This is a genomic window from Microcystis sp. M49636_WE2 (assembly GCF_030065375.1).
GTDB classification, from domain to species: Bacteria; Cyanobacteriota; Cyanobacteriia; order Cyanobacteriales; family Microcystaceae; genus Microcystis; species Microcystis aeruginosa_C.
In genome coordinates, this window is record NZ_JASJFG010001029.1 from 1 (window position 1) to 2,654 (window position 2,654).

Consider the following 2,654-nt stretch of genomic DNA (forward strand, 5'->3'; position numbering starts at 1 on the left):
ATTCTCTCTCCGGGTAATACCCAAACGGAAATGACCAGAAAACTACTGTTTTATGACCGTTATGGTGTGGAAGAATACTACATTTATAATCCCGATAAAAATGATTTGGGTGGCTGTATTCGTCGGGAAAATCGGCTCGAATATTGTTTTCATGATGGCGGTTTATACTAGAAGTCAAATCCCTTACCTTATTTAGTTGTTAAAAAATGACACGAGATACTTTACATATAAGCACTCAGGTTTTACCTGGTAATAAAATTGAAATTGCCACCCCTGAATTAAATGTGGGTGAAGTTGTTGAGGTTTTTATACTTAGCAAAACTCCTAAAAATAATCAAGATAAAAATGAATATGATTCGTTAACAGGTTTATTTAAAAGTTCTCCTGAGTTAGCTACTGAATCTGAAGAAAGTGACCAAGGCTATCCAGTTTATCTAGAGCAGACAGAGGAAGATTTAGCTAAGAATGTAAAAAAAATTGAGCGACTTAATAATAATCCAAATATCGGTCAAACACAGTTGGGTTTTGGAGAATTTATTCAAAAATTTCGCCAAGAACATAATCTAGAACAAGATGGTATTGAATCAGAAGAACTTTTAGAGGGAGTGCGTGATTTATCATCAGGAAGCGAGGTAATTTGGTGAGTTTACGTTTTTTACTCGATAGTAATATCTTATCAGAGCCTTTACGACCTCAACCGAATACAAAGGTTATGGAAAAATTACTTGAACATCAGCAAGAAATCGCTACAGCGACAGTTGTTTGGCATGAGCTTCTATTTGGATGTTATCGTCTTCCTGACTCAAAAAAACGAAGAAATATTGAGGAATATCTCCAAGAGACTGAATTAATATTACCTTTATTATCTTATGATCATAACGCCTCCACCTGGCACGCACAAGAAAGATCCCGTCTTGTTAAATTGGGCAAAACACCGCCTTTTGCTGATGGTCAAATTGCGGCAGTTGCCTGTGTTAATCAACTTATTTTAGTCACTAATAATGTCTCAGATTATAGAGAATTTCAGGGACTTAAAGTAGAAAATTGGCATTATTGATTCAGGGAAAGTAAACCTCATAACTTACGTCCCTTCAAGAACTCATTAATCATCATTATTGTCGTCTTGATTGCGCTTTTTAGACAGCACTGCACCTAATCCGAGTGTTACTATTCCTAGAATTGTAGAAGGTTCTGGAACAGAGGGAGATGACACTGTATTAGTCGATAACAAAGTAATATTCAACAAACTCAAAGAAGGTTCTCCTGAAATAGGTGTATAACCTAAAGATCCAAAATTAGAATCAACTGAACTGAAAAAGTTAGTGAATAGAGGGAGTGAGGTATCGGTAAACATTGAGGCGGAAACATCTGTTAAGATAAATCGAAAATCTCGGACAGTGCGACCCAACAAATTTCCAAATCCTAAATTGTCAAAAACCAAGACTATATAGTTATCTACTCCAAAGCGATTATTGTCAATAGTAATCCCGTAAACATCAGCTGAAGTAGTGGTGATACTAAAAGGATTTCCTCCTACAGAGAAAGATAAGGAGAAGGGACCATAACTAGAACGTTCTATGCTTATAGTTTCGTTGCCAGAGCCATTGGTAAAGTAGAATCAAAGAATAACATACCTTTTAGCGGAGTATTATTTAAACCACCAATATTGGAAAGATCAACAACTCCTTCAAAATTAAATGTGATATTGGCAGCTTGAGCGATCATTGGACTAAATAAGGTGGAAAAAGTCGAAATAGTGGTAATGGCGACCGCTAAACTGCCAAAAGCACTATTCCCAAGTCCCTTACCTGTCGCGCCCGTTTTGACATAGATGATAGCCATGATCTACCTCGTGTGAAAATGATGGTACAGAGTCGATAGTGAATATCTGCCCGAAACTTAGTTCGAGTTAGATAGAGTTGATAAATAGGTGAATACTGGAGAAAAATACACCTAGAGACACCAAAACCATTAATCAGGCTTGGATGTCAGAAAATTTAGCACTGGTTAGGGCTGATGCTTAGATTGTAGAGGCGAATAATTATAAGTCCCGTTTATTTTTTTTTTTTAATCATCAGTAAAACTAATTAAAAAATCTGCTCGCTCGAACTGAACTATGATAAGATAGTAGGGTTTTGGCAAGCTCTAGCGATAGGTGATCGGGTAGTCAAGACGAAAGCGGGATAGTTAATGATCGGGGAATAGTTTTTGCTGTTAGCCTTAAAGAAACAACTGGGGTGAACCTATGGTTACATCACCGAATCCAACTCAGATAGTCTATCCCGATAGCGATGGTAAACCCATGGCCGACAATACAAGACAATTTCGCTGGATTACGACGATTAAAGCGAATTTAGACTGGTTATTTGCCAATAATGCCGATGTTTTTGTCGCTGGTGATTTACTCTGGTATCCCGTGGAGGGAGATAATAAGACTCGACAAGCGCCTGATGTCATGGTAGCTTTTGGCAGACCAAAAGGCGAAAGAGGTTCCTATCAACAGTGGAAAGAGAACAATATCCCCCCGCAAGTGGTTTTTGAAATTCTCTCTCCGGGTAATACCCAAACGGAAATGACCAGAAAACTACTGTTTTATGACCGTTATGGTGTGGAAGAATACTACATTTATAATCCCGATAAAAATGATTTGGGTG

5 protein-coding genes and 1 pseudogene are annotated in these 2,654 nt (G+C 37.6%); 4 read left to right on the plus strand and 2 right to left on the minus strand.

What is annotated here, in order from left to right; all coding sequences use genetic code 11:
• The 3 genes and pseudogenes from PX484_RS26155 to PX484_RS23580 form a co-directional block, all read left to right on the plus strand.
• Positions 1-141: pseudogene (locus PX484_RS26155) on the plus strand (Uma2 family endonuclease); the annotation flags it as partial.
• A gap of 65 nt (positions 142-206) precedes the next feature.
• Positions 207-644 carry a hypothetical protein gene (locus PX484_RS23575; protein ID WP_002771492.1) on the plus strand — a complete coding sequence of 146 codons (438 nt, stop codon included), beginning with the start codon at positions 207-209 and terminating at the stop codon, positions 642-644.
• On the plus strand, positions 641-1,057 hold the full coding sequence (locus PX484_RS23580; RefSeq protein WP_002771490.1) for a type II toxin-antitoxin system VapC family toxin: 417 nt from the start codon (positions 641-643) through the stop codon (positions 1,055-1,057). Before PX484_RS23575 ends, PX484_RS23580 begins: the two co-directional genes overlap by 4 nt.
• Before the next feature lie 45 nt (positions 1,058-1,102).
• Here the strand turns inward: PX484_RS23580 and PX484_RS23585 are convergent, their stop codons facing one another.
• Both PX484_RS23585 and PX484_RS23590 read right to left on the minus strand, forming a co-directional pair.
• Entirely contained in the window at positions 1,103-1,354 is a 252-nt protein-coding gene (locus tag PX484_RS23585; protein WP_287765264.1) for a PEP-CTERM sorting domain-containing protein, read from the minus strand.
• 227 nt (positions 1,355-1,581) lie between these two features.
• Entirely contained in the window at positions 1,582-1,842 is a 261-nt protein-coding gene (locus tag PX484_RS23590) for a hypothetical protein (protein WP_287765261.1), read from the minus strand.
• A gap of 403 nt (positions 1,843-2,245) precedes the next feature.
• Between PX484_RS23590 and PX484_RS23595 the strand changes: the two genes are divergently transcribed.
• Positions 2,246-2,654: Uma2 family endonuclease (locus PX484_RS23595; RefSeq protein WP_288105841.1), on the plus strand; the 409-nt coding region annotated here is incomplete at its 3' end.

Coding starts and splice junctions, on each gene's coding strand:
- PX484_RS23590 (WP_287765261.1), bottom strand. CDS start 1,842: ATGGCTATCATCTATGTCAAAACGGGCGCGACAGGTAAGGGACTTGGG.
- PX484_RS23585 (WP_287765264.1), bottom strand. CDS start 1,354: ATGTTTACCGATACCTCACTCCCTCTATTCACTAACTTTTTCAGTTCA.
- PX484_RS23575 (WP_002771492.1), top strand. CDS start 207: ATGACACGAGATACTTTACATATAAGCACTCAGGTTTTACCTGGTAAT.